Below are 23,728 nucleotides of genomic sequence, written 5' to 3' on the forward strand. Positions count from 1 at the left end.
CACGTCACCTCCCCTGCAATGCGGCTGCGATGACGGCGCGCCCGATGGGTGCGGCCACGGATCCACCGGTCGCGGCGAGGGCTCGATCGCCGCCGTCCTCGACGATGACGGCGATGGCGACCTTGGGATCCTCGGCGGGTGCGAATCCGATGTACCAGGCATGCGGCGGGGTGTTGCGCGGGTCGGAACCATGTTCTGCGGTACCGGTTTTCGATGCGATCTGGACCCCGGGGATCTTGCCCTCGCCGCTGGTGTTGTTCTCGGAGCCGATCATCAGGTCGGTCAGTGTCGCCGCGGTGGCCGAGCTGATCGCCTCGCCCATGGCCTTCGGCTGGTAGCTCGACAGGTCGGACAGGTCGGGAGATTGCAGCTGCTGCACCAGGTTCGGGGCCATCCGCACGCCGCCGTTGGCGACGGTGGCGGCGATGACGGCGTCCTGCAGCGGGGTCAACGCCACGTCGCGCTGGCCGATGCTGGACTGGCCGAGGGCGGCGTCGTCGTCGATGGGTCCGATGGTGCTGTCGGCGACGGTGAGCGGAATGGTCGTGTCCTCACCGATGCCGAACGCCGCGGAGGTCTCGCGCATCCTGTCCACCCCCGTATCGACGCCGAGCTCGACGAAGGCGGTGTTGCACGAGCGTGCGAACGCTTCACGCAGCGTTGCCGTCTGGCCACCGCCGCACGTCGAACCGTTGTAGTTCTCCAGCGTCGTCGAGGTTCCCGGCAACGTGATATTCGACGCGGCCGTGAGTTGATCGTCCGGTGTGGCGCCCGCTTCGAGTGCGGCTGCGGTGGTGATCACCTTGAACGTCGATCCGGGTGGGTAGGTCTGCGAGATCGCCCGGTTGACCATCGGCTTCTCGGGATCGTTGCTCAGGTTCTCCCATGCCGCGGTGGTGGTGCTGCCGTCGTGGCTGGCCAGCAGGTTCGGGTCGTAGCTGGGGGTGCTGGCCATGGCGAGGATGTTGCCGGTGGCCGGGTCGAGGGCCACGACCGAGCCGGTGTATCCCTTGGCGGTCAGCTGGTCGTATGCGACCTGCTGAACGACGGGGTCGATGGTGGTGACGACGTTGCCGCCGCGGGGGTCTCGGCCGGAGATGAGGTCGAACAGTCGTCCACCGAAGAGCCGGTCGTCGGATCCGTTGAGTACGGGGTCCTCGGCGCGTTCGAGGCCGCTGCTCGAGTACAGCATCGAGTAGTAGCCGGTGATCGGCGCGTTGGCCTGCGGGCTGGCCGGGGAGATCGAATTCTGGGGGTAGGTGCGCAGGTACTTGTAGCGGTCGTCGGTGGGGACCGAGGATGCGAGCACCTGGCCGCCTGCCGAGATCTGACCGCGCTGGCGGGAGTACTCGTCGAGCAGTACTCGTGAGTTCCTCGGGTCGGTGCGCAGATCGTCGGCCTTGATGACCTGGAGGTAGGTGGCGTTGGCGAGCAGTGCCACGACCATGACCATCACGGCGATGGACACGCGGCGCAGGGGAGTGTTCATGCGCGCTTCACCATCTCGGTGGGTGCCTCCGCTATCGGCGCTGCGGGGGCGGGCTTCTTCTTGGGCTTTGCCGGCTCACGGGCTGCGTCGGAGATCTTGATCAGCAGCGCGAGGAGCAGGTAGTTGGCGAGAAGCGACGATCCTCCGTAGGACAGATAGGGCGTGGTGAGGCCGGTGAGTGGGATGAGTTTGGTGACGCCGCCGACAACGACGAACAGCTGGATGGCAATGGTGAACGACAATCCGGCAGCAAGCAGTTTGCCGAAGCTGTCGCGTACGGCCAGCGCGGTACGCATGCCGCGAATGATGAACAGCAAGTACAGGATCAGGACGGCGGTCAGGCCGATGAGGCCGAGCTCTTCGCCGACCGTCGCGATGATGAAATCCGTCTTGGCGAACGGCACCTGGGAGGGCCGACCACTACCGAGCCCGGTACCCGCCAACCCGCCCGTGGCGAAGCTGAACATCGACTGGACGATCTGGTAGCCGGTGTCGTTGTAGTCGTCGAACGGACGCAGCCAGGTGTCGGTGCGGATCTTGACGTGGCCGAACACCTGATATGCGAAAAGGAATCCGACGAGCAGCAGTCCGAAACCGATGATCAACCAGCCGACGCGCTCGGTGGCGATGTAGATCATCACCAGGACGGTTCCGAAGATCAGCAGCGAGGTGCCGAGGTCCTTCTCGAACACCAGCACGCCGACGGAGACGATCCACACCACCAGGATCGGCCCCAGATCGCGTGCCCGCGGAAAGTCCATTCCGAGGAAGTGCTTGCCGGCGACGGTGAACAGTTCCCGCTTGGCGACCAGCAACGATGCGAAGAAGATGAGCAGCAGAATCTTCGCGAACTCCCCGGGCTGAATACTGAAGCCGGGCAGCCGAATCCAGATCTTCGATCCGTTGACCTCGGAGAAGGCCGACGGCAGCATCGCCGGGATGGCCAGGAGCACCAGCCCGGCGAGACCGACGGTGTAGCCGTAGCGAGCCAGGGTGCGGTAATCACGCAGCAGCACCAGCAGAGCGACGAAACCGGCGATGGCCAGCGTCGTCCAGAGCACCTGCTGGTTGGCGTCGGGCGACGGAATGGGGTTTCCGAGGTACTGAGCCTGCTGCTCGTCGGCCAGGTCGAGACGGTGAATGAGCACCAGACCTAGCCCGTTGAGCAGCGCCACGATCGGCAGCAGCAGCGGATCCGCGTAGGGCGCGAAGCGTCGCACGGCCAGGTGCGCCACCGTCATCAACGCGAGATAGGCCACCGCGTACTTCGCCAGATCCCAGGTGATGGTCTGTTCCTGACTGGCTTCGACCAGTACCAACGAGATCGTGGTGATCAGGACCGCGGCCCCGAGCAGAAGCAGCTCGACGCCGCGCCGGTTCGATTGAATCGGCGCAGGCGCGAATCCTTCGGGTGGACTCGGAAAGGACCCTCCGGCGGACGGATTGGAACTCATCGAGTACCGGTCCTGCAGTTCTGACCGGGAATCTGCGGGACCGTCGGTGTCGGTACCGCAGTGGTGGTCGGTGCCGCCTCGGGAACGGGCTCCGCAGCCGGGGGCAACGGCACTCCGGGCGGCGGAATGATCGTCGTCGGAGTCGGTTCGACAGTCGTGGTGACGACCGGTTCGGTCTCGCACACCTGGAGCAGGTCACCGGAGGCCAACCGCTCGACCTGACCGCGCGCGTCGTCGAGAGATCCGGACGGCAAGCCGGCCGTGACCTGCTCGCGCGCGGCAGGCAGAAGGTCGTCGATCTCGAACGGAACGCAATCGGCCGGAGCGGCATCCGGAGCGGTCAGCGTGACGGCTCCGTCGTCGTCGAGGCAGCCGATCAGTTCCACGCTCTGCAGCGAGTAGCCCAGTACCGAGCCGGGAAGGCCCCTCAGCACGGTCACCTTGCTGTTGTCGGCACCGACGTAGTAGTTGCCTCTGATGATCGAATTGGCAACGAGCGCACCGATTGCCGCGAGTACCACCAGGGTCAGGGCGATCAACGTCCAGCGCAGTTTGTGCGACTTCTTCTCGGGCGTGACGACCGGGCTGGTGACGCGCTTGGGCGTCGTACGCGGTGGTCGCATCGCGGCGGCGCGTCCGGCCGCGGTGTTGGGCGGAGGGGCGTCTTCCTCGTCCTCGGTGCTGGCGGCACCGCCGAGGATGGGGTGGCTCTGTCCGTAGTCGAGATCGATCACGTCGGCGACGACGACCGTCACGTTGTCGGGTCCGCCGCTGCGCAGCGCGAGTTCGATCAGGCGATCGGCGCACGGGCCCGTCTCGCCCTCGTTCATGGTGTTCTCGATGGTTTCGTCGCTGACGACGTCCGAGAGGCCGTCGGAGCACAGCAGGTAGCGGTCGCCTGCACGTACTTCCCGAACGGTGAGGGTCGGCTCGATCTCGTTTCCGGTGAGGGCACGCATGATGAGCGAACGCTGCGGGTGGGTGTGCGCCTGTTCGGCGGTGATGCGGCCCTCGTCGACGAGTGACTGGACGAAGGTGTCGTCGCGAGTGATCTGGGTGAGCGAGCCGTCGCGCAGCATGTACGCACGTGAGTCGCCGATGTGTACCAGTCCGATTCGCTTGCCCGCGAACAGGATTGCGGTCAGCGTGGTTCCCATGCCGTCGAGCTCGGGTTCGTCCTCGACCTGATCTGCGATGGACGCGTTGCCTTCGCGGGTTGCTGCCTCCAGCTTGCCCAGCAGATCCTCGCCGGGCTCGTCGTCGTCGAGATGAGCCAAGGCGGCGATCATCAACTGCGAGGCCACTTCACCGGCCGCGTGACCGCCCATGCCGTCGGCCAGCGCCAGTAGGCGAGCCCCGGCGTACACGGAGTCCTCGTTGTTGGATCGAACCAGACCGCGATCACTGCGGGCGGCGTAGCGAAGGACGAGGGTCACGGGCGCAACTCGATCACGGTCTTGCCGACGCGGACAGGAGTGCCAAGGGGCACGCGAACAGCGGTGGTCACCTTCGCGCGGTCGAGGTAGGTGCCGTTGGTCGAACCGAGGTCCTCGACGTACCAGTCACCGCCGCGGGGCGAGATGCGCGCATGCCGCGTCGACGAGTAGTCGTCTGTCAGAACGAGAGTGGAGTCGTCCGCGCGTCCGATGAGGACGGGCTGCGTTCCGAGCGAGATACGCGTTCCGGCGAGACCGCCCTGGGTCACCACGAGGTACTTGGCCACCTTCTGCTTGTTGAACGACGGAAGAACCTTCGAGCCGCCGGAGTAGCGAGCAGGCACTCGCATGCCTGCGGCCGCGTAGATGTCGCTGCGCAAGGTGCGAAGGACGGCCCAGACGAAGAACCACAACAACAGCAGGAAGCCCGCCCTTGTCAGTTGCAGAATCAATCCCTGCACGACGATTCACCTCCTCCTTCGCAATCGACCTGCATCCCGCCCACGCGAAAAGCCGCGGCGCGGCAGACATGGTTGCCTCGCAGCATCATAGGGTCAAGCAGCTCGTGTGGACGACATACGGGTCGGCGAGAGTGCGAGTCGAACCGCCACCCGAGCCCACGAAAGATCGTCAGACGATCCGGACCAGAATTTCGGAGTGGCCGGCCCGAATGACGTCGCCGTCGGCCAGTTGCCAGTCCTGCACCGGAGCGCCGTTGACGGTGGTGCCGTTGGTGGAACCGAGATCGGAGAGCATGGCCACGCGGCCGTCCCACCGGATCTCGATGTGTCGACGCGAAACGCCGGTGTCGGGGAGTCGGAACTGTGCGTCCTGACCACGGCCGATGATGTTCTGACCGTCACGAAGCTGGAAGTAGCGGCCGCTGCCGTCTTCGAGCTGCAGCGTCGCGGCCAGCGCCTGACTGCGAGCTTCGTACGAGGCGGGCTGGTCGTAGCCGTACCCGTCACCGCGATCGCCCGCGCCCTGCTGCGGGTAGCCGCGACCGTAGGCGACCGGGGCAGGCGGGTAGTCGTAGCCGGGCTGCTGGTAGCCGGGCTGCTGATATCCGGCGGCCTGGGGCTCGGCGTACCGACCGGACGGGTCGTTGTACGCCTGCTCCTGGTACGGAGCCTCCGAGTACGCAGCACTGTCGGCACCGCTGTACTGGTAGCCCTGAGCGTCGTATCCCTGCGCGTTGTAGCCGTGGGCGTCGTAACCCTGCGCGTTGTAGCCCTGGGCGTCGTACCCCTGATCCTGGCCGCCGGGCGCGCCGTAGGCGTGCGGGTCGTAGCCCTGATCCTGGCCGGCTGCGCTGTAGGCCTGACCCTGCTCGGGGTACGGCTGCTCGTCGTAGCCGCCGTTGTACGGCTGCTGGTCGTAGCGCGGGTCGTGCTCGGCCGGCGCGTAGGCCTGGGCGTCGTAGCCGTTCTGTTCACGTGCTGGGTAGCGCGGATCCTGGCCACCGGCGTAACCGTTGCGCGCGCGCGGATCGGGGCGATGACCGTCCGCGGGGTCGCGTTGCGGGTCGTAGCCTGGGTTCTGCGTCATGTGGCCGGCTCCTGGTGTCGACATCGGTGGGGCAGACGGTCGCTGCGTAGCTGAAGGGACGGGACTCGGTGCTGCTTGTGCCGACGCGCCCTGCTGCGGGAACTCGTTCCGTGCAGCAGTCGCCGATCGTCCCACATCGGGATCGACCGAGCCACTGGCACGGAACTGTCCGGTGTGAAGGGTGGGCGACGGCTCGAAGCGAACCACCACGTCGCCGTAGGTCTGCCAGCCTTGATCGCGGATGTAATCGTCGAGGTGACGTGAGAACGCCTTGACCGTCAGTTCTCGGTCACCGGCGAGTTCGGCGTGGTCCGAGCTGTTGATGGTGATCACGTAGCTGTTGGGTGCCAGGAGGTGCCCGCCGTCCAGGGGCCGAACCAGGTCCGACGCTTCCTGCTGGAGCGCTGCCTCCACCTCCGCCGGTACGACGCCTCCGCCGAACACGCGGGCGAAGACGTCGCCGACAGCGCCCTGGAGCTTGCGTTCGAAACGCTGAACGATGCCCATCGTGACCCCTCCTCTCACTGTGTTCTTCCACCGTGTGGTGCCTGCTGGTGTGCAGGTCGCGACAGCCGCGTGTCATCACGAGGTCGCGCTCCAAGCATGATATACGGTGCCGCCGACGGGGACTGCCCGCCGCCGTCGGCTCACGGCACCTCGACGCGGCGATTTTCGAGCGCGGCATGGTGCGTGTTAGTGTTCTCGCCGTCACCCGGGCGGGTGGCGGAATGGCAGACGCGCTGGCTTCAGGTGCCAGTGTCCTTCGGGACGTGGGGGTTCAAGTCCCCCTCCGCCCACCACACTGGCCGCAGCTGATTCGATCGCTGCGGCCAGTAGTTTTTCTCCGGCCCTTTTTCCTCGAATCGTCTTACAGGCGTGTGATTCTCGGCCGATGTCGGTGCCGGTGTCCAGGGCCCGGTCCCGAGGGCGTCTCGCATCCGGAAATTCGCAGGTGAAAGCCCGTAATAGGCTTACCTTATTTGCGGTGGCACCCAGGTACTGACTTATCGTTCGTAGTTGGATCGGCCTCACCACGGCCGGATCCGCCACGACCCATTTTCTACCACGCGCCCACCTGCTCGTGCAGAGGAAAGCGTCGACGATCGACAGGTGCAGCTTCAACGGCGAGGACGCACCGCAGGCCGTTCGTGCAGCCGGTTACACCACACCGTCGCCGACGAGTATCAAGGCTGGACTTATCCGAAGGCTAGGTATGAAGCACACTCCGGGCCCGCAAGGCCTCTACGATCCCGCCAACGAACACGACTCCTGTGGTGTCGCGTTCGTGGTGGACATGCACGGTCGACGCAGTCGCGACATCGTCGAGAAGGCGATCACCGCACTGGTCAACCTCGAGCACCGCGGTGCTGCCGGCTCCGAACCGAACACCGGTGACGGTGCAGGCATTCTGATCCAGGTTCCGGACGCGTTCTTCCGCGCCGTCGTAGATTTCGAGCTTCCCGCGCCCGGCGCGTACGCCACCGGTGTCGCATTTCTTCCGCAGGGCCGCAGCGACGCAGCACGCGCCTGCGAGGGTGTCGAGCGCATCGTCGAGAACGAGGGCCTGACGGTTCTCGGTTGGCGTGAGGTTCCCACCGACGATTCCTCCCTCGGCGCTCTGGCGCGCGACGCGATGCCGACCTTCCGGCAGTTGTTCCTCGCAGCTCCGGACGCGTCGATCACCGACCTCGAACTCGAGCGTCGTGCGTTCGTCATCCGCAAGCGGGTCGAGCACGAGCTGGGCGAAGAGGGCGCGGGCAAGGACGGCCCCGGCCGCGAGACCGTGTACTTCCCGTCACTGTCCTCGCAGACCTTCGTCTACAAGGGCATGTTGACCACGCCTCAGCTCAAGGGCTTCTACCTCGACCTGCAGGACGGGCGCGTCGAAAGTGCACTGGGACTTGTGCATTCGCGCTTCTCGACCAACACGTTCCCGTCGTGGCCGCTGGCGCATCCGTTCCGACGCGTCGCCCACAACGGCGAGATCAACACCGCCACCGGCAACGAGAACTGGATGCGTGCTCGCGAGGCGCTCATCACCTCCGACGTGTTCGGCGGCTCCGAGGCGCTCGAGAAGATCTTCCCCGTGGTCACCCACGGAGCAAGTGACACAGCACGTTTCGACGAGGTGCTCGAGCTGCTGCACCTCGGTGGACGCAGCTTGCCGCACGCCGTGCTCATGATGATTCCCGAGGCGTGGGAGCGGCACGAGTCCATGGACCCCGCACGTCGGGCGTTCTACAAGTACCACTCCTCGCTGATGGAGCCGTGGGACGGACCTGCGTCGGTGTGCTTCACCGACGGCACCGTCATCGGCGCGGTCCTGGACCGCAACGGCCTGCGTCCGAGCCGGCTGTGGGTCACCGACGACGGTCTGGTCGTCATGGCCTCCGAGGTCGGCGTTCTCGACATCGATCCGTCGAAGGTCGTTCGCAAGGTTCGCCTGCAGCCCGGCCGCATGTTCCTGGTCGACACCGCGCAGGGTCGCATCGTCTCCGACGACGAGATCAAGGACGAGCTCGCTGCCGAGCATCCGTACCAGCAGTGGCTCGACGAGGGTCTGACCTCGATCGACGATCTGCCCGAGCGTCCGCACGTGCACATGCCGCACGACCGCGTGCTCATCCGTCAGCAGATCTTCGGGTACACCACCGAGGAACTGAACGTGCTGGTCTCGCCCATGGCGAAGTCCGGTGCCGAGGCCATCGGTTCCATGGGTACCGATACCCCGATCGCCGTGCTGTCGGCTCGCCCGCGGATGCTGTTCGACTACTTCTCGCAGCTGTTCGCGCAGGTCACCAACCCGCCGCTCGATGCCATCCGCGAGGAGATCGTCACCAGCCTCGGCGGCACCATCGGACCCGAGGGCGATTTGCTCAACCCGGGTGCCGACGGCTGCAAGCAGATCGTGCTTCCGCAGCCGATCCTGCACAACGACGACCTCGCCAAGCTCGTCCACATCAACGACGAAGGCACGCAGGAAGAGCTGCGCTCGGTGGTCGTGCGCGGCCTCTACCCGGTGTCCGAGGGTGGTGAGGGTCTCCGAAAGTCGTTGGAGGCCATTCGCGCTCAGGTGTCCGCTGCCATCTCCGGTGGCGCGCGGATCATCGTGCTCTCGGACCGTGAGTCCAGCGAGAAGCTCGCTCCGATTCCGTCGCTGCTGCTCACCTCCGCGGTGCACCATCACCTCGTCCGCGAGAAGACCCGCACCAAGGTCGGTCTGATCATCGAGGCCGGTGACGCCCGCGAGGTGCACCACATGGCTCTGCTCATCGGATTCGGTGCCGCAGCGGTCAACCCGTACATGGCGTTCGAGTCCATCGAGGACATGATCGAGCGCGGCTCCCTCACCGACATCTCCTTCGACAAGGCGGTGTCCAACTACATCAAGGCCGCGGGCAAGGGTGTGCTGAAGGTGATGTCCAAGATGGGCATCTCGACCCTCGCGTCGTACACCGGAGCTCAGCTGTTCCAGGTCATCGGCCTCTCGCAGGAACTGGTCGACGAGTACTTCACCGGTCTCAACAGCCACCTGGGCGGAATCGATCTCGATCAGGTCGCCGACGACGTCGCAGCGCGGCACGCGGTCGCGTACCTCGACAACCGTCAGGAGCGCGCGCACCGCGAGCTCGAAACCGGTGGCGAATACCAGTGGCGTCGGGAAGGGGAGTACCACCTCTTCAACCCGGACACGGTGTTCAAGCTGCAGCACTCCACCCGCACCGGTCAGTACGACATCTTCAAGGAATACACGAAGATGGTCGACGACCAGTCCGAGCGCCTCGCGTCGCTGCGCGGTCTGTTCCGCTTCAAGACCGAAGAGCGGCAAGCTATTTCGATCGACGAGGTCGAGCCGGCCAGCGAGATCGTCAAGCGTTTCTCCACCGGTGCGATGAGCTACGGCTCCATCTCGGCCGAGGCGCACGAGACCCTCGCCATCGCCATGAACCGTCTCGGCGGGCGCTCGAACTCCGGTGAGGGCGGCGAGGACGTCTCGCGGTTCGAGCCGGACGAGAACGGCGACTGGCGACGCAGTGCCATCAAGCAGGTCGCGTCGGGACGCTTCGGCGTCACCTCGCACTACCTGACCAACTGCACCGACATCCAGATCAAGATGGCGCAGGGAGCCAAGCCCGGTGAGGGCGGCCAGCTTCCGGCGCACAAGGTGTACCCGTGGGTCGCCGAGGTTCGGCATTCGACGCCCGGCGTCGGCCTGATCTCGCCGCCGCCGCACCACGACATCTACTCGATCGAGGATCTCGCTCAGCTGATCCACGACCTGAAGAACGCCAACCCGCAGGCCCGCATCCACGTGAAGCTGGTCTCCGAGGTCGGCGTCGGAACGGTCGCTGCCGGTGTGTCCAAGGCGCACGCCGACGTGGTGCTCATCTCGGGCCACGACGGCGGCACCGGCGCGACGCCGCTGACGTCGGTCAAGCACGCGGGTGGACCGTGGGAGCTCGGGTTGGCCGAAACGCAGCAGACGTTGCTGCTCAACGGTCTTCGCGATCGCATCGTCGTCCAGGTGGACGGCCAGCTCAAGACCGGACGTGACGTCATGGTCGCGGCTCTGCTCGGCGGCGAGGAGTTCGGTTTCGCCACCGCTCCGCTCGTCGTCTCGGGCTGCATCATGATGCGCGTCTGCCACCTCGACACCTGCCCCGTCGGTGTCGCGACGCAGAACCCGTTGCTGCGCAAGCGTTTCGCGGGCAAGCCGGAGTTCGTGGAGAACTTCTTCATGTTCATCGCCGAAGAGGTGCGCGAGCTCATGGCCGAACTCGGATTCCGCACGCTCGACGAGGCCGTCGGCCAGGTGGGTCTGTTGGACACCACCGCGGCCAAGGAGCACTGGAAGGCGTCGAAGCTGGATCTGTCGCCGATCCTCGAAGAGGTCGAGTCGGCGTTCATGAACCAGAACCTCTACAACACCGGCGTTCAGGATCACGGTCTGGACAAGGCGCTCGACCAGCAGCTCATCGCGGCCAGCCGCAATGCGTTGGACAAGGGCGAGAAGGTCGCGTTCGAGTCCAAGATCACCAACGTCAACCGCACCGTCGGCACGATGCTCGGGCACGAGGTCACCAAGGCGTACGGCGGCGTCGGACTGCCGGACGACACCATCGAGATCACGTTCACCGGCTCGGCGGGCAACAGCTTCGGCGCGTTCGTCCCGTCCGGTATGACGCTCCGGCTCAACGGAGACGCCAACGACTTCGTCGGCAAGGGCCTGTCCGGTGGACACCTCGTGCTGCGGCCGTCGTTGAACGCGCCGAAGGGATTCGTCGCCGAGGACAACATCATCGGCGGCAACGTGTTCCTGTTCGGTGCCACCAGCGGTGAGGCTCTCATCCGCGGTGTCGTCGGCGAGCGTTTCGCCGTTCGTAATTCCGGTGCCGTTGCCGTCGTCGAAGGCGTCGGCGATCACGGCTGCGAGTACATGACCGGTGGCAAGGTCGTCATTCTGGGCACGACGGGCAGGAACTTCGGTGCCGGTATGTCCGGCGGCGTCGCGTTCGTCTTCGATCCGAACAAGACGTTCGAGGCCAACCTCAACACCGAGCTGGTCGACATCGAGGAGCTCGAGGGTGACGAGTTCACCTGGCTCCGCGACATCGTCACTCGCCATCAGGAGCAGACCGGCTCCGAGGTGGCCGAGCGGATCCTCGCGGATTGGTCACAGCAGGTGAACCATTTCGTGAAGGTCATGCCTCGCGACTACAAGAAGGTACTGCTGGCCATCTCCGAAGCCGAGAAGAACGGCGCGGACGTGGACGAAGCGATCATGGAGGCAGCTCGTGGGTGACCCACAGGGATTTCTGAAGAACACGGTTCGCGAAGTACCGAAGCGGCGGCCCGTCGACCTGCGTCTGATGGACTGGAAAGAGGTCTACGAAGACTTCTCGAAGGACACTCTGCGCACCCAGGCGAGTCGATGCATGGACTGCGGTATTCCGTTCTGCCACAACGGCTGCCCACTGGGTAACCTGATTCCCGAGTGGAACGACCTGGTGTTCAAGGACCGCTGGCGCGACAGCATCGATCGGTTGCACGCCACCAACAACTTCCCGGAATTCACCGGACGGTTGTGCCCCGCCCCGTGCGAGGCGTCGTGCGTCCTGGGCATCAATCAGGATCCGGTCACCATCAAGCAGGTCGAGGTCGAGATCATCGACAAGGCCTTCGAGGAGGGCTGGGTCACGCCGGTCTACCCGACGCATCTGACCGGCAAGACCGTCGCCGTCGTCGGCTCCGGCCCCGCGGGACTTGCTGCAGCGCAGCAGCTCACCCGCGCCGGCCACACCGTCACGGTGTTCGAGCGTGCCGATCGCATCGGCGGACTGCTGCGGTACGGCATCCCCGAGTTCAAGATGGAGAAGCGCCACATCGATCGTCGGCTCGCGCAGATGGAGGCCGAAGGCACCGTCTTCCGCACCGGTGTCGATGTGGGCGTGGACATCTCGGCCGACGAACTGCGCGAGCAGTTCGACGCCGTGGTCCTGTCCGGCGGCGCCACCGCGTGGCGCGACCTGCCCATCGAGGGCCGCGAGCTCGACGGCATCTACCAGGCCATGGAGTTCCTGCCGCACGCCAACCGCGTCCAGCAGGGTGATTTCGCCGCGCCGCCCGTCAGCGCCGAGGGCAAGAAGGTCGTCATCATCGGCGGCGGCGACACCGGTGCCGACTGCCTCGGTACCTCGCACCGTCAGGGTGCCGAGAGCGTGCACCAGTTCGAGATCATGGCCCGGCCGCCCGAGGAGCGTGCGACGTCCACCCCGTGGCCGACGTACCCGCTGATGTACCGGGTTGCCTCGGCACACGAGGAGGGTGGCGAACGCGTCTTCTCCGTCAACACCGAGCGTTTCGTCGGCGAAGACGGCAAGGTCACCGCACTCGAAGCCTGCGAGGTCGAGTTCAAGGCCGGCAAGTTCGAGAAGGTCGAGGGCAGCGAATTCACCCTCGAAGCCGATCTGGTGCTGCTCGCGATGGGATTCGTCGGACCCGACAAGGGTGGTCTGCTGACCGACCTGGGCGTCGACTTCAACCAGCGCGGCAACGTCGAGCGCACCAACGAGTGGGTCACCAACGTCCCCGGTGTGTTCGTCGCCGGTGACATGGGTCGCGGCCAGTCACTCATCGTGTGGGCCATCGCCGAGGGCCGCTCCTGCGCGGCCGCCGTCGACACGTTCCTGCAGGGTGCGACCGCACTGCCGTCGCCGATCGTGCCCACCCAGGCACCGCAGCGGTAAGCAGCGGCTTCTTCCAGCGCACCCCCCTCTGGGATCAATGTCCCTTTGTTGCACTCTGAGCGACTGAAACTCACATTGATCCCGGGGGTGGGCGGCCGAACCGTGTGACGGACGGTTACGTCCGTTAACCATGTAGGCATCTGATGGTCACAGGCCCCTGGCATGGTCAAGATCGAACAACGAAGCGTTCGATGACCAGTGAGGCCCCCTCCCCATGAGTGTCAAGAAGATCTGCGCCGGTATCGGCGTCGCTGCAGCTGTTGCGTCCGGTCTGGTTGTCGGAGCGGCGTCACCCGCCGCCGCAGACCCTGCCGATTGCCCGACGATGTACGTCGTGGCCATCCCGGGCACGTGGGAGACAAGTTCGGGTGCCGCGCCGAAGCCGGGGATGCTCACCGATGTCACCGATCGTCTCGGTAGCGGCATTCGTACCGACTACGTCTCGTATCCCGCCACCGCGTTCCCGTGGGAGGGCGAGGTGTACGGGCAGTCCCGTGCCGAGGCCGTCGCCAATGCGGGTGGGATGCTGAAGGCCATGGCGGATCGTTGTGGCGCAACGAAACTCGGCATCATCGGCTACAGCCAGGGAGCCGACGCGGCAGGTGATCTCGCCGCGGCCATCGGCACCGGAGTGGGCGCGGTGCCCGCGGACAAGGTGGTGGCGGTGGGCTTGATCTCCGACCCGAAGCGCTCCGATACCGATGCTCTGGTGGGGCCGGCCGTGGTCGGAACCGGTGTCGGCGGCCCCCGTGTTGGCGGATTCGGCTACGTCAGCCCCGTGGTGCGCACCTTCTGTGCCGTCGGCGATCTGTACTGCTCGACGCCGAAGGACGATTACGTCGCGCGCCTGGCCGGCTTCTTGGCCGTCTCGTCCAATCCTGCGCCGAACGTCGCCGATCAGTACTCGCAGGAAGCGCAGTCGCTGATCGCGGACCTCGCAGCAGCCGGTGGTCTGCCGGTGTTGCAGGGCCAGCTGTCCGATCAGGCGAACGCTCAGCGCCAGCGTGAGATCGAGGCGTTCTACCGCTCCGGCATCCACCAGGAGTACCAGAGCTACGACGTCGGGAACGGCCAGTCCGCGACGCGGTGGTTGGCGCGCTATCTCGCCGACGCGGTCTGACGGCGTAGCAGTACGAAGACGGTGACGGCACTGACGGCCATCAGGGCGGCGCTCGCGCCCGACGCAAGGTTGAAACCGTCGATGAAGGACGAGTTCGCGACAGCAGTCAGTTGCGAGGCGAAGGGCTCCGGCAGGTAGTCCGCCACGGCGACGGCCCCGCCGATGGTTTCCCGTGCGGGATCGGCGATCTCGGCAGGCGTCCCGGCGGGCATGGCGTCGTCCATGCGGTGTCGGTAGACGGTGCTGCCGATCGTGCCGAGGATCGCGATGCCGACGGCACCGCCCAGCTCGGCTCCGGTTTCGGACAATGCCGATGCGGCACCGGCCTTTTCGGGAGCCGCTGCGGTGAGCACGATGTCGGAGTTGAGCGTCGAGGCCGCGCCGATTCCGAAGGTCAGCACGGCCATGCCGGTGAGCAGTAGTGGCAGCCCCGAGTCGGCGCTGACGAATGCCATTGCCGTGCAACCGATGGCGATGAACAACAGGCCGCCCGCAATGATGGTGCCGGTCCTGATCACCTTGCTCAGCGTCGGTGCGAGCACGGCACCGGCCGCGGCGGCGACAGCCGGAACGAGTAGCCACAGACCTGCTTCGAGCGGCCCCAGCCCGACGACCAGCTGCAGGTACTGCGAGGCGAAGAGGCTGAATCCGGTCATGGCGAAGATGACCAGGAATTGCACCACGACCGCCGCGCTGAAGGCACGTTCGGCGAACAGCGTGACGTCGATCAGTGGATTGGCGGCCTTGCGTTGCCGGATGACGAACATCGCACCGAGCGCAAGTCCGACGAGGGCCGTGGTGACCGTTGCTGCGTCGATCCCTTCCTGCGCGCCGTGCTTGATGGTGAAGACGATCGAGAGCATCGAGGAGATCGCGAGGACCACGCTGATCGGGTCGAATTTGCCGGGGTTGGTGTCCTTGAACTCGGGGACCAGGAGTGGGGCAGCAACGAAGAGCACCACCATGATCGGGATGTTGATCAGGAACACCGAACCCCACCAGAAGTGCTCGAGCAGAACACCCCCGATGACAGGCCCCACCGCGGCACCGCCCGCGAAACCGGCGGTCCACAGTCCGATGGCTTCCTTGCGTTGAGTGGGATCGTGAAACATGTTGCGTATCAACGACAATGTGCTCGGAGCGATGGTGGCACCGCCGATTCCCAGCAGAGCGCGCGCGGCGAGAAGCATTTCGGGGGAGGTGGAGAACGTCGCGGCCAGCGAGGCGATGCCGAAGACGACGGCACCGATCATCAGCAGGGTGCGTCGGCCGATCCGATCGCCCAGCGAGCCCATGGTGATGAGCAGTCCGGCGAGCAGGAAGCCGTAGATGTCGAGAATCCACAGCGTCTGGTTGCCGGTGGGTTCGAGATCGGCCGTCATGAACGGCAGGGCCAGATACAGCACCGACATGTCCATCGACACGACGAGAATCGGCACCACCAGCACCGCGAGGCCGAGCCAATCCTTCCCGGTGGCGCGCTGGTCGGTTGCCGTCTGGCTCACTGTGACTTCCCTTCCCGAATGGACACCTCAGCTTAGGTGGGTCGGGAGTACGTTCGGTGACGAAGAGCTCTCTCGCCGAACGAAGGAAACATCACCTCATGACCAACGATCTGAAGGTCGTCGCCACGATCATCGCCAAGCCGGATGCCATCGACGCCGTGCGCGACGGCCTCGCGGCCCTCGTCGCCGAATCACGGAAGGAAGACGGGAACGTCTCATACGAACTGTTCGAGTCGGCGATCGAGCCGGGTACGTTCATCACCATCGAGGTGTGGAAGTCGCAGGAGGACCTCGACGGTCACATGCAGACCCCGCATCTGCAGCAGGCGTTAAGCGAGTTCGGTGCCCATCTCGCGGCTCCGCCCGCCATCCATCCGCTCCGACCCGTCGGCTGAGTCTCCCCGCGCGCTCGCGTACACCAGTGCCGAGACGGCCAGCAAGGCCGCCGTGGCACCGATCGCGAGCCAGCCGGTCCCGCTCATCTCGCCCGACGCGATGATGCGGGCACCGGCCGCGGTGTAACTCATCGGCATGAACGCCGCCAGATCGCCCCAGATGGGCGCAGTCGACGCGTAAGCGAAGCCGCAGACGACAACCTGCACCACCAGGGCGACGACGTTGACGATCTGGCCGACCACGGCACCGAGCACCCGTTGAATCGCTCCCGCTGCGGCGAGGTAGGCCGCGGCCGAGAAAATCAGGAACGCGCCTGCACCCAGCACCGGTCCGAGGGCTGCATCGGTGGCGAAAGCGAAGGCGACGGCCGCGCTGATGCCGACGGCAGCCACGGCTGCGACCACCGAGAGCACTCGCGGGTTGCTGTCCCTGCCGAGTACTCGAACGAGACTGACGCATCCCAGTGCTCCGAGAGCCACCAGCGCGGCGATCAGATACGGGGTGGCACCGGCACCGCCGGACGTCGTCGTGGCCACGAGATTCTGCTCCGTGGCCGCGTCGTCGGTGCTGGCAGCGGTTCCCGGCGGGAGCGCCGCGGAGGCGTCGCGCACGTTGGTGGCGATGCCGTTGACGATGCCCTCGACCGGCTCGACCGACGTCACGAGCTGATCGGTACCTGCCTTGAGCTGCTGGCCTCCGTCGTCGAGCTGGCCGAGTCCGTCCCGCAACTGCACCGTGGCGTCGCCGAGCTGTGCGGTGGCCCCGAGAAACTGACTGTTCGGGTCGTTGAGCTCGGAGGACAGCTGCTGAGCACCACCTTTGAGGGTCTGCAGCTGGGCGAGGGTGTCGGGGCCGAAGGCCTGCGTGTTCAGGGTGTCGATGACACCCCGGATCTCGCCGGAGATGGCGTCGGATCCCGGGTGCGGGAAGCGATCGACCTGGTCCGCGGTGGCGGCGAGTTTCGCGGTGAAATCGGCCTGCAGCGCCCCGAATCCGGCGAGTTGGTCGACGACCTGGTCGACGCCACCGCTGATCTGAGACGCGCCGTCACCGAGCTGACCGATGCCGTCGCGATACTGCCCGAACCCGTCGGCGAGCTGAATCGTTCCGTCGTGAGCCTGGGTGATGCCGTCGGCGAGCTGCCCGACGCCGTCGTTGAGCTGCGTTCCGCCCTCGGTCAGCTGACCGATACCGCTGGAGAGAAACGTGATGGGCAGAGATGCGCTGTTGAGGCTGGTCCGGGCCGCGGCCAGGGGATCCGCCGTCTGCTGGTCCGGTGCCGGTGCCTGCTCCGTGTCGGCGACGGCGGTGGTGGTGGTCGCCGTGGATTCGCCACCGAGGTCGTAGCCGGTGCCGAGTGCAAAAGCACCTACCGCCACCAGAGGAAACGCCAGCGCAGTGAGAGCAACGGCAGGACGTCGAAAGATACGCAATTCACCCATGATGAGTTCGAGGCTAACTGCCAGGTTCGGCCTCGCCGACCACTCGATGGCCGTCGACGCGGCTTTTCATGCCCTCTACCTGGGAGTTTAAGAGCTCTCTGTGGATTGTCGGTTCCGGGGCAACAGGTCCCACACATGCTCGGTCTCGTTCACCGAGGAGACCGACCTCGCGCCACTGCGGGAGAACAGCACACGTGTCACCGAGCAGTAGTCGATCGGGAAGCCGAGCACCTTCGGGGTCTGCAGAATGTCCTGCAGCAGGATGTTGATCACGCCGCCGTGGGCGAAGAGCGCGACGGTGTCGGTGTGTGCGCTGGCCGAGACGATGTCGGCGACGCCGGCCAGAACTCGCTGCCGAAACGCCTGCTCGTCGACCTGCTCGGGAAGGTGCCCGGCCTTGATGCGATCGAATGCCTCACGGAACTCGGTTTTGGCGGACTCGATCGGAACGTAGCCGCCGAAGTCGCGATCGTATTCGGCCACACGCTCGTCGGACTCGACGGTCAGACCGAGCCGATCGGCTAGAGGCTGCGCCGTCTGAACAGCGCGGAGTTGCGAACTCGACACGACTCGGGAGACCGGGAACCTGGCCACGGCACCCGGAACCCGCAGAGATTGTTCGACGCCGAGCTCGGCGAGAGCGGGGTCGGCCGAGGTCTCCGACCGTTGTGGGAGGGCGTGCCGCACCAGAACCAGTTGCATCGACTCACCTAATCACGAGTGTTCGGCCACTGCGCAGCACCATCGATCGAAATGCCGCCACCTGACGCGGCGAATCGGCCTGCGGATCCCACACCATGCCGATCCGTCTACGGGCCGCGGGTTGGGTGAGCCCGATGTCGACGGTTCCTCCTTCACCGCTGTGCGAGCGGATTCGCGGCAGTATGGCAATGCCCAGACCGGCCCCGACGAGGCCGCGCACCGTATGGGTGTCCTGCCCCTCGAATGCGATGCGCGGGCTGAAGCCGGCGTCCGCCCACAGCTCGTCGCAGATCGATCGCATGCCGAAACCGTGGCCCATCGCGATGTAGTTCTCGTCGGCGGTGTCGGCGAGATCGACCGATCTGCGTGAGGCGAGGCGATGATCGGCCGGAACCACCAGCATCAGCCTCTCGTCGTAGAGCTGGAACGAATTGTCCTCGGTGTGCTCGGCGCTGAGAGAGACGAATGCCAGGTCCGAGACCCCGTCTTCGAGACGGTCGAGGCAGCGTGCGCGGGCACCCTGGTCCAGATCGAACGTGACGGCCGGGTGGTCGACGCGGAACTGCCGGATCAGCGCCGGTACGACGTCCTCGCCCAGGGTGTTCTGAAACGCCACTGCGATCCGGCCGCGAGCCCGGGCGTCGTGCTCGGTCATGGCGTCGATACCGGCGTCGATATCGCTCAGCGCGCGCTGAAGATAGGGAATCAACACTCGGCCGGTGCTGGTGAGCACGATGCCGCGGCCGCGTCGTTCCACGATGTCGACGCCGAGGATCGCCGAGGCGCGAGCCACCTGACGGCTGACAGTGGGTTGCGGGACGCCCAGGACGTGGGCGGCGTCGGTGATGTGCTCGGTATCGGCCACTGCGACGAGTGTCGGCAGTAGCGGCAGCAGTTCGATCGCTTCGCGACGCATCGTCGAATCATATCGCTGATGAATCGGTTTGCTGCCTCTCATGCATTGGACGAATAACGTGAGCACTTCTAACGTGATCTTCATGACTACGACGCAACCCGAGGTCCTCGAATGGGAGGGACACCCCAGGGGATCGCGCGAATACCGCCGGCTCGTGCTGGCGCTGCTGTTCGCCGGAGTAGCGACGTTCGCTCAGCTGTATTCGGTGCAGGGGATCCTGCCGCTCATCGCCGCCAATCTCGACATCACGCCGTCGCTGTCGTCGCTCGCCGTCGGACTCGCGACCGTGGGCGTCGCGGTGTCGGTCATTCCCTGGTCGGTGGCGGCCGACCGCATCGGTCGAGTCCGGGCCATGACAGCGTCTATCCTCACCGCCACGACGTTGGGACTGCTGGTTCCGCTCTCGCCCTCGCTCGAAGTGCTGCTGGTCGTTCGATTCTTCGAAGGTGCTGCACTGGGCGGTCTCCCGGCCATCGCGATCGCGTATCTCAGCGAAGAGGTGCACCGAAACCACACCGCGCTGGCGGCGGCGACCTACGTTTCGGGTACGACGCTGGGTGGGCTGCTCGGCCGCATAGTGGCGGGACCCGTTGCGGAATACACCAACTGGCGTATCGGTACGTTGACGGTCTCGGTGATCGCGGCATTGGCCGCAGCCCTGTTCGTGTGGCTGGCCCCGAAACCGCGGACGACGCTGGTGCACAGCCAGATTCGTGACCTACCCGGTCGGTTGTGGATCAACCTGCGCGAACCGGGAATGGCGGCACTCTACGGCCAGGGATTCCTGCTGATGGGCGGCTTCGTCGCGATCTACAACTTCCTCGGATTCCGTTTGGAGGCCGTGCCTTTCGGGCTTCCACAGTCCCTGATCAGCCTGATCTTCGTGGCGTACCTCAGCGGTACCGTGTCCTCGCGGGTAGCGGGCAATCTTGCGACGAAGCACGGCAGATCGGTGGTGCTCGCCGGATCGACCGCAACGATGATCGCCGGAGTGGCCCTGACGATGGCGTCGAACCTCGTCGTCATTCTGACCGGCCTGGTGATCCTGACCATGGGATTCTTTGCGGCCCACGCCATTGCGTCGGGATGGACCGGACAACGCGCTGTGCACGGTCGCGCGCAGGCGACCTCGCTGTACAACCTCTTCTACTACGGCGGATCGTCCGTGGTCGGATGGATCGGCGGCGTCGTGTTCCAGTCCCTGGGTTGGAACGCGTTGGCGCTGTTCGTCATTGCGTTGGCGCTGATCGCAGGCGTGTGGGCTGGATGCCTGAACGGCCGACTGGGGCGACCTGTTTCAGAAGGTTGATGCGCTTCCGGCAGCGATGGCAAAGATGATGATCGCTCCCACGATGACGACGAAGAGTGCGATCGACACGTAGCCGACGATGAGACCCGCTGTCGCGAACCCCGACCCACTCTCGCCGGTGCGCTTGATCTGACCACGCGAAATGTGACCACACACCACAGCGCACACCGAGGCGATCAGCGGCAGAAACGTCAAACCCAGAATGGCCAACACGAGCGACACGATCGCCAACGTGTTCGTGGGCGCGGGCACCAGATACCCGCCGGCATACGGCGCATTCCCGTACTGCGGGTTTTGGTACTGGGGGTTTTGGTAGGAGGGGTTCTGGTACTGCGGGTCTTGGTACGTGGGGTTCTGGGGCTGGGCGTTCGGATCTCGATACGGAGGATATTGCTCCGAACCCCCGTACGGCTCGTCCCTCTTGGATGCGTCGAACGGATCGCTGTTCTCACCCTGCGGATAGCCCATGGCGGGAGTGTGACACCTCCAGACAGCCGTCGCAACCGTTCTCTCGCGGCGCTACGTGCCGAGTTTGCCCCAGCCCACATACGCGTCGACGGTGACGTATCCGGTCACCCGCGGCTGATCCCGAACCGGATACGGATTGCCGGTGTAATGCGTCGAAATGCGATCGATATCCACCAGATCGGGATCGTCCTGCAACTCGATCGAACCGTGCACCGTCACATGGGTGTACCAACTGGCCTCGTCCAACACCGAAATCGAGACCTTCGGATTCGCCCTGATGTGCTCGAGACGCTTCCGAGACGCATCGAAATTGAGCACGACCTTCCCGTCCTCCCACAAATACCAAGTGGGTGCGGTGATCGGCGTCCCATCTGCACGAACCACCGCCATGACTGCGGGATTGGCCTTCTTCAGCAATTCAACAGCGGCATCGGGCAACGGAGGCTTGGGCATACGACAACACTACGACTCAACCCCCGCTGCGGTCATGCTTCCGCCCACACCGCCCCCCGAAGTCCACTCGATGTGACATTGACTGCCGAAAAGGCCACTGAATGTCACATCGAGTGCACTGGGGGCTACGGCTGCAGTCGGGAATTCGTGCATCCGGGTGTGGATGTGCGACTACAGGTTGGGGAGTTTGACTACCTGTCCGGCGTAGGAGAGTCCGGCACCGAAGGCGAGTAGCAGTGCGGTATCTCCTGCTTTTGCTTTGCCGGTGCGCAGGAGTTCTTCCATGGCCAGGGGGATCGAGGCTGCCGAAGTGTTGCCGGTTTCGGCGATGTCGTTGGCGACCGGGGTGCCGTCGGCGAGGTTCAGGCTCTTGGCCAGCAGTTCGGTGATGCGGCTGTTGGCCTGGTGGGGGATGAAGGCGTGCAGTTCGTCGGTCTTGATGCCGGCGACGTCGAGGACCCGCTGCGCGGCTTTGCCCATCTCGAATGCGGCCCAGCGGAAGACGGAGATTCCGTTCATCCGGATCCAGGGGCGCTCGAGGCCCTCTTCGGTGATGTAGTCGTACCAGTCGGTTGTCTGGACGATGGCGTCGGATTGCGAGCCGTCGGAGCCCCAGACGGCGGGCCCGATCTCGGTTTCGTCGCTCTGTCCGACGACCACGGCACCGGCACCGTCGGCGAAGATGAATCGCGTGGTGCGGTCGTAGGGGTCGGTGGTGACGCTGAGCTGTTCTGCACCGATGACGAGCACGTACTTGGAGGTTCCGGCCTTGACCAGGTCCGACGCGACGGCGAGGGAGTAGCAGAAGCCTGCGCAGCCGGCGCAGATGTCGAATGCGGCAGGCCCCTTGGTGCCGAGTCCGTGCGCTACTTTCGCCGCTGCTTGGGGTGTCAGTTCGAGATGCGTCGAGGTGGCGACGATGACGGTGTCGACCTGGTCGGCCGTGATTCCGCTGGCCTCGAGAGCCTTGCGGCCTGCCGCGATGGACATCTCGACGACGTTTTCCTTGGGATCGGCGAAGCGCCGGTTCTTGATTCCCGAGCGCGTCTGGATCCACTCGTCGCTCGAGTCGATGAATTCGCAGATCTCGTCGTTGGTCACGATTCGCTCGGGGCGGTGAACGCCGAGTCCGAGTAGTTTCGACTGTCGTCCCTGCGTCGTGCTGATCGCACCCATCTTCAATTTCCTCTCGTGCTACCGCGCCATCGCCGAGCTTCGGCTCGGGTCTTGGGCTGCGGGCTCGGTGACACACGTTACGTGCGTCGCCGCGAGGGGTTCACACCAGTTCGGTGATGAGGGCCGCGACCTCGGCGGGCTTGTCGATCATGGCGTGGTGGTGGGCGGGCATCACGACGGTGAAGTCGGCACGCAGATATGCGGCGAGCTTGCGTTGAGTTCTGATCCATCTCTTGCCCCACGGGGAGGGTCGTCCGGTGTGTGCGGCCGCCACGATGACGGGCACGACGAGTCGGAACTGCTTGCGAATGCGGTTCAGTTCGACGGCGAGATCCGGGTAGACGACGTCTTCGGTCAGCGCGGCTGCGAGGTAGGTGGGTCGGCGATAGATGTCGTCGACCCAGTCGAATGTCTCCTGCGGTGTGCCGTCGGGCGGCGTCGCCTGATTGAGGACGCGGCGCACGCGCGGTCCGAACAGCTTCTGCACGCCGGTCTTGCTGAGCACGGCTGCGATCAGGTGTGCCGCCTCGACGCGCACGGCCGCCGGGATGAAGCGGCGGGGGTCGGATTCTGCGCTGGAATCGAGCAACAGAATCCCGCGGATGCGCGACGGGTACAGCCGGGCGACGGCTTCTGCGTAGAAGCCGGCAATCGAATGACCCGCGACGACGGCCGGTTCGGTGACTCCGAGTGCGTCGAGGACGCCGACGATCCTGTCTGCCTCCCCGCGGACGGTGGGGGTGGCTCCGGCCGGAAGTGGATCGCTGAGTCCGAACCCGGGGCGGTCGAGAACGACCACGTGATGGTGTGCGCTCAGGATGTCGACGGTGTCGTTCCAGTCGAACCAATTGCTGCCGAGGCCTCCGCAGAGGACGACCGTGGGGCCCGTACCGCGGACGAACAGATGTAGGCGTTGTCCGTCCACCTCGACGTACTGACCGGGAGGATGTTTCACGGGAAACAACGCACTGCGTTCGACTCGATCCCCGCTGTCCATGTCTGGTTCTCCACGATGCTTTGCCGACCTGTCGTCTGTTTCACGCTCCAGTTTCCATCATCTTGCCGGT

18 protein-coding genes and 1 tRNA gene are annotated in these 23,728 nt (G+C 65.4%); 6 read left to right on the plus strand and 13 right to left on the minus strand.

All coding sequences use genetic code 11. The annotated features are described in order from the left end of the window. Positions 1-4: 4 nt before the first annotated feature. The 5 genes from AB0362_RS22615 to AB0362_RS22635 form a co-directional block, all read right to left on the minus strand. Positions 5-1,489 carry a penicillin-binding protein 2 gene (locus tag AB0362_RS22615; RefSeq protein ID WP_068045550.1) on the minus strand — a complete coding sequence of 495 codons (1,485 nt, stop codon included), beginning with the start codon at positions 1,487-1,489 and terminating at the stop codon, positions 5-7. Further along, positions 1,486-2,943: an FtsW/RodA/SpoVE family cell cycle protein gene (locus tag AB0362_RS22620; protein WP_094638419.1), complete on the minus strand. Its 1,458-nt coding sequence runs from the start codon at positions 2,941-2,943 to the stop codon at positions 1,486-1,488. Before AB0362_RS22620 ends, AB0362_RS22615 begins: the two co-directional genes overlap by 4 nt. Next, entirely contained in the window at positions 2,940-4,379 is a 1,440-nt protein-coding gene (locus AB0362_RS22625) for a PP2C family serine/threonine-protein phosphatase (RefSeq protein ID WP_094638420.1), read from the minus strand. The genes AB0362_RS22620 and AB0362_RS22625 overlap by 4 nt, the downstream gene beginning before the upstream one ends. Next, positions 4,376-4,840 (minus strand): FHA domain-containing protein, encoded by a 465-nt coding sequence (locus tag AB0362_RS22630; protein ID WP_037195344.1) that lies wholly within the window; start codon positions 4,838-4,840, stop codon positions 4,376-4,378. The genes AB0362_RS22625 and AB0362_RS22630 overlap by 4 nt, the downstream gene beginning before the upstream one ends. Positions 4,841-5,009: 169 nt before the next feature. Next, complete coding sequence (locus AB0362_RS22635) at positions 5,010-6,434, minus strand: FhaA domain-containing protein (RefSeq protein ID WP_317809108.1); 1,425 nt, start codon at positions 6,432-6,434, stop codon at positions 5,010-5,012. Positions 6,435-6,641: 207 nt separating this feature from the next. Between AB0362_RS22635 and AB0362_RS22640 the strand changes: the two genes are divergently transcribed. The 4 genes from AB0362_RS22640 (at position 6,642) to AB0362_RS22655 (ending at position 14,294) form a co-directional block, all read left to right on the plus strand. Beyond that, positions 6,642-6,727: transfer RNA gene (locus AB0362_RS22640), tRNA-Leu, on the plus strand. Positions 6,728-7,140: 413 nt separating this feature from the next. Next, complete coding sequence (gene gltB / locus AB0362_RS22645; RefSeq protein WP_317809110.1) at positions 7,141-11,730, plus strand: glutamate synthase large subunit; 4,590 nt, start codon at positions 7,141-7,143, stop codon at positions 11,728-11,730. Beyond that, positions 11,723-13,174 (plus strand): glutamate synthase subunit beta, encoded by a 1,452-nt coding sequence (locus tag AB0362_RS22650; RefSeq protein ID WP_094616198.1) that lies wholly within the window; start codon positions 11,723-11,725, stop codon positions 13,172-13,174. The genes gltB and AB0362_RS22650 overlap by 8 nt, the downstream gene beginning before the upstream one ends. Before the next feature lie 214 nt (positions 13,175-13,388). Next, positions 13,389-14,294, plus strand: a complete 906-nt coding sequence (locus tag AB0362_RS22655; RefSeq protein ID WP_317809112.1) for a cutinase family protein — start codon at positions 13,389-13,391, stop codon at positions 14,292-14,294. Here the strand turns inward: AB0362_RS22655 and AB0362_RS22660 are convergent. Next, complete coding sequence (locus AB0362_RS22660) at positions 14,273-15,799, minus strand: MFS transporter (RefSeq protein ID WP_317809113.1); 1,527 nt, start codon at positions 15,797-15,799, stop codon at positions 14,273-14,275. The genes AB0362_RS22655 and AB0362_RS22660 overlap by 22 nt on opposite strands. Before the next feature lie 98 nt (positions 15,800-15,897). Here AB0362_RS22660 and AB0362_RS22665 point away from each other — a divergent pair, with 98 nt between their 5' ends. Next, positions 15,898-16,194: a putative quinol monooxygenase gene (locus AB0362_RS22665; protein WP_068045525.1), complete on the plus strand. Its 297-nt coding sequence runs from the start codon at positions 15,898-15,900 to the stop codon at positions 16,192-16,194. On the opposite strand, the gene AB0362_RS22670 is transcribed toward AB0362_RS22665, so the two are convergent. From AB0362_RS22670 to AB0362_RS22680, 3 genes are all read right to left on the minus strand, one after another. Then, on the minus strand, positions 16,129-17,637 hold the full coding sequence (locus AB0362_RS22670) for a phage infection protein (protein WP_317809114.1): 1,509 nt from the start codon (positions 17,635-17,637) through the stop codon (positions 16,129-16,131). The two genes, AB0362_RS22665 and AB0362_RS22670, sit on opposite strands and share 66 nt — an antisense overlap. An 87-nt stretch (positions 17,638-17,724) precedes the next feature. Continuing rightward, positions 17,725-18,339 (minus strand): histidine phosphatase family protein, encoded by a 615-nt coding sequence (locus AB0362_RS22675; protein WP_068045517.1) that lies wholly within the window; start codon positions 18,337-18,339, stop codon positions 17,725-17,727. Between the two features lie 4 nt (positions 18,340-18,343). Next, complete coding sequence (locus tag AB0362_RS22680) at positions 18,344-19,255, minus strand: LysR family transcriptional regulator (RefSeq protein WP_317809116.1); 912 nt, start codon at positions 19,253-19,255, stop codon at positions 18,344-18,346. 82 nt (positions 19,256-19,337) lie between these two features. On the opposite strand from AB0362_RS22680, the gene AB0362_RS22685 reads away from it, so the two are divergent. Then, complete coding sequence (locus AB0362_RS22685) at positions 19,338-20,564, plus strand: MFS transporter (protein WP_317809118.1); 1,227 nt, start codon at positions 19,338-19,340, stop codon at positions 20,562-20,564. Here the strand turns inward: AB0362_RS22685 and AB0362_RS22690 are convergent. The 4 genes from AB0362_RS22690 to AB0362_RS22705 all read right to left on the minus strand — a co-directional run bounded on the left by AB0362_RS22690 (position 20,553) and on the right by AB0362_RS22705 (position 23,658). Next, the gene (locus AB0362_RS22690) at positions 20,553-21,032 is read right to left on the minus strand and encodes a DUF4190 domain-containing protein (protein ID WP_317809120.1); all 480 of its coding nucleotides are present in this window, start codon (positions 21,030-21,032) and stop codon (positions 20,553-20,555) included. The genes AB0362_RS22685 and AB0362_RS22690 overlap by 12 nt on opposite strands. 51 nt (positions 21,033-21,083) lie before the next feature. Beyond that, the gene (locus tag AB0362_RS22695) at positions 21,084-21,485 is read right to left on the minus strand and encodes a PPOX class F420-dependent oxidoreductase (RefSeq protein ID WP_094638429.1); all 402 of its coding nucleotides are present in this window, start codon (positions 21,483-21,485) and stop codon (positions 21,084-21,086) included. A gap of 171 nt (positions 21,486-21,656) precedes the next feature. Further along, positions 21,657-22,661 carry a beta-ketoacyl-ACP synthase III gene (locus AB0362_RS22700; RefSeq protein ID WP_149408181.1) on the minus strand — a complete coding sequence of 335 codons (1,005 nt, stop codon included), beginning with the start codon at positions 22,659-22,661 and terminating at the stop codon, positions 21,657-21,659. A gap of 100 nt (positions 22,662-22,761) precedes the next feature. Beyond that, positions 22,762-23,658, minus strand: coding sequence for an alpha/beta hydrolase (locus AB0362_RS22705; RefSeq protein ID WP_317809121.1), 897 nt, complete (start codon positions 23,656-23,658; stop codon positions 22,762-22,764). Positions 23,659-23,728 lie beyond the last annotated feature (70 nt).

Source organism: Rhodococcus sp. NPDC079359 (assembly GCF_040702585.1).
Taxonomy (GTDB): Bacteria; Actinomycetota; Actinomycetes; order Mycobacteriales; family Mycobacteriaceae; genus Rhodococcoides.

Coding starts and splice junctions, on each gene's coding strand:
- AB0362_RS22615 (WP_068045550.1), bottom strand. CDS start 1,489: ATGAACACTCCCCTGCGCCGCGTGTCCATCGCCGTGATGGTCATGGTC.
- AB0362_RS22620 (WP_094638419.1), bottom strand. CDS start 2,943: ATGAGTTCCAATCCGTCCGCCGGAGGGTCCTTTCCGAGTCCACCCGAA.
- AB0362_RS22635 (WP_317809108.1), bottom strand. CDS start 6,434: ATGGGCATCGTTCAGCGTTTCGAACGCAAGCTCCAGGGCGCTGTCGGC.
- gltB (WP_317809110.1), top strand. CDS start 7,141: ATGAAGCACACTCCGGGCCCGCAAGGCCTCTACGATCCCGCCAACGAA.
- AB0362_RS22655 (WP_317809112.1), top strand. CDS start 13,389: ATGAGTGTCAAGAAGATCTGCGCCGGTATCGGCGTCGCTGCAGCTGTT.
- AB0362_RS22665 (WP_068045525.1), top strand. CDS start 15,898: ATGACCAACGATCTGAAGGTCGTCGCCACGATCATCGCCAAGCCGGAT.
- AB0362_RS22670 (WP_317809114.1), bottom strand. CDS start 17,637: ATGGGTGAATTGCGTATCTTTCGACGTCCTGCCGTTGCTCTCACTGCG.
- AB0362_RS22675 (WP_068045517.1), bottom strand. CDS start 18,339: ATGCAACTGGTTCTGGTGCGGCACGCCCTCCCACAACGGTCGGAGACC.
- AB0362_RS22680 (WP_317809116.1), bottom strand. CDS start 19,255: ATGCGTCGCGAAGCGATCGAACTGCTGCCGCTACTGCCGACACTCGTC.
- AB0362_RS22685 (WP_317809118.1), top strand. CDS start 19,338: ATGACTACGACGCAACCCGAGGTCCTCGAATGGGAGGGACACCCCAGG.
- AB0362_RS22690 (WP_317809120.1), bottom strand. CDS start 21,032: ATGGGCTATCCGCAGGGTGAGAACAGCGATCCGTTCGACGCATCCAAG.
- AB0362_RS22695 (WP_094638429.1), bottom strand. CDS start 21,485: ATGCCCAAGCCTCCGTTGCCCGATGCCGCTGTTGAATTGCTGAAGAAG.
- AB0362_RS22700 (WP_149408181.1), bottom strand. CDS start 22,661: ATGGGTGCGATCAGCACGACGCAGGGACGACAGTCGAAACTACTCGGA.
- AB0362_RS22705 (WP_317809121.1), bottom strand. CDS start 23,658: ATGGACAGCGGGGATCGAGTCGAACGCAGTGCGTTGTTTCCCGTGAAA.